Genomic DNA, 2397 nt, shown 5'->3' with positions numbered 1-2397 from the left:
CGCCCTGGTGTTTGTCAGCGTCGGCACGTACGGTAATACGGCCTTCACCGGCAGCTTCGGCCAGCAGATTCGTGTCTGCAACCAAAGCGTTCACCGCGTCGATACACGTATTCAGGTTATTCTTGATTTCATTAAAGTTACCGTTGTAGTGCTCGGTAATAGGCTCAGGGACATCGCCTTTTGAAATACGGTCAACATAGTTTGCGGCCACATTCAAAGGCCCAATCACTGAGTCCAGCGTGGCATTGACGCCTTCTACAATCTTGCGGAAATCACCCTGATGTTTGGAGGCATCTGCGCGAGTTGACAACTGTCCTTCCACCGCTGCTTTTGACAGCAAGTTGGCATCACCCACCAATGCATTGACGGCATCAATGCACGTGTTCAGATTATTGATGATCAGACTGTAATCGCCCTGGTATTGCTCGGTGATCTTGGCTGGAATATTGCCCTTGGCAATGTTATCCAGGTAGCCGGAGGTGACATTCAACGGCTTCACAATTGCATCCAGTGTGTTGTTCAAGCCTTCCACAATCATGCGGAAGTCGCCCTGATGACGGGAAGCATCAGCGCGTGTAGATAAACGACCCTCTACAGCGGCATGCGAAAGCTCATCGGCATCACTGACCAGGCGTTTAATATTGCCACGCACCTGTTCAATCGCTTCGTTCACGAACGCTTTTTTACCAGGGAATGTTTTCAATGGTGCATCCAGGTTACCTTCACCAAAGGCTTTAACCACCTCAATCGCTTCTTTGTTCATGGCAATATGGCCAGCCACCATTTTATTGATGCCTGCGGCCATTTCACCGTAACCACCTTTGAAGCGGGTTTCGTCTACAGAACAATCTATATCACCTTCGTCGTGCTGCTGGCTGACATAGTTAAGGGACTGTACCAGGCCATCCAGCGTTTTTTGCAGTACGCGGATAGAGTAAGCCACACTCGTCTTATCGGTTTCGGGCAAAGTGATCTTCTGGTTAAGGTTGCCCTCAACAAAGTTACGTGCAATGACGGTTAACTCTGATGGCTCCATACCCAATTGCTTGAACATATTGCGCTTGATCAGCAACCCGATAGAAACCACCATCGCAAGCGCCACCAGTGCAATCGCAAACAGCAGGATTATGGCCTGATTTTTAATGCTCAAAGCCTGGCTGGCATTTGCGCGCGCCATATCATTATTAAATTTACGATGCTGACTGATCGCCGTTTGTACACGACTGATCACGGCCTGGTTAGCCAGCAACACGTCGCGTGCTTCTGTTTTTTTGTTCGAAAGAGACAAGGTCAGTGCATTACTGCCCAAACCATCATATGCACTGATCGCATCATAGTCTTTTTTCAGCAGTGCCTTATCATCGGCATTGCTGACATATTTGTCATATTTTTTGAGCGCAGCCATCAGTTTGCCATGAGTTTCGGCAACCTGTTTTTCAATCACCTGCATTTTGCCGTTATCTGTATTCAGCATGTGCTGCCAGATCAGACTATTCAATGTCTCAAATGCGGCCAGTGTTTCGTCTAACACTTCAATACTGGGTGCAGCTGTTTCATTCGCATAATTGGTATAACCATATACTTTCTCAGTCTGAAAATAACTGATACCAGTCAGTGTGAATAGCCCCAAAGCTGCCACGACAATCAGAATGTACATTCTTTTTGCGACGCTCATAATTTTCATACTCCAAATCCGTTAATTTTTTCGCCATAATTTGGCTTGCATACTATGTTGTTACACCTAAGTAATTTTCTATCAGCCGATAAAATGCGTTTTATTCGTTCTTTTCAGGCTCAAGTTTTCAAATCACGAAATCCGGGCCTGAATAAAAAAGCCCCTTATCCAGTAAGGGGCCTCTGCTTAAGCGATGCTTTGCTTATTTTTTTACTTTTGATGCATCAGCTACATCAGTTTTTTTCTTTGCTGCAGATGATTCGGCCACGGCATCACCTTTCATATGCGTAGCAGTCAGTTCGGCACTACCTTCTTCGTAACAAACACGACCCATCATTGATACTGTACAAACTTCAGCTGCCAGCGCATGAGCGGACAATAAAGATAATGCGCACAAAGCGACGGCAGTTTTAAACGTGTGTTTCATAAAGTCTCCATTAAAGTGTTGAATCTGGTTTAGCGGTTATCTCTACCACTTAACTGTGTTTACGAAGACTTTGAGTAAAACTTGAGAATACTTACACTTGCGTTACAAAATATATTTATTGCAACATTTAAGATACTTTTTGTTGCACTTTCATCACAGTTTGATCACTCTCATCATTAATCCTCAATACAAAAAAGCCGACCTTATTTAGGTCGGCTTTTTGTGATTCCGTTACTGGCTAAAACTCTTCCCAGTCACTATCGTCAGTACCAGTGCGTTTGGAGGCGCTGGACTT

At 45.1% G+C, this 2397-nt stretch carries 2 protein-coding genes; both read right to left on the bottom strand.

The window, feature by feature from the left end:
• On the bottom strand, positions 1-1675 hold a 1675-nt coding region (locus ASG24_RS14265; RefSeq protein ID WP_200937022.1), incomplete at its 3' end, for an MCP four helix bundle domain-containing protein.
• 202 nt (positions 1676-1877) lie between these two features.
• On the bottom strand, positions 1878-2102 hold the full coding sequence (locus ASG24_RS14260; protein ID WP_055831513.1) for a hypothetical protein: 225 nt from the start codon (positions 2100-2102) through the stop codon (positions 1878-1880).
• Positions 2103-2397 lie beyond the last annotated feature (295 nt).

It is taken from the genome of Methylophilus sp. Leaf414, from assembly GCF_001425425.1.
In the GTDB taxonomy this organism is placed as follows: Bacteria; Pseudomonadota; Gammaproteobacteria; order Burkholderiales; family Methylophilaceae; genus Methylophilus.
The sequence above is the reverse complement of the archived record's forward strand: the minus strand, read 5'-3'. Positions and strand labels throughout refer to the sequence as shown.

Excerpts from the sequence above, each read along its gene's own strand:
- ASG24_RS14260 (WP_055831513.1), bottom strand. The coding sequence starts at position 2,102 with ATGAAACACACGTTTAAAACTGCCGTCGCTTTGTGCGCATTATCTTTA.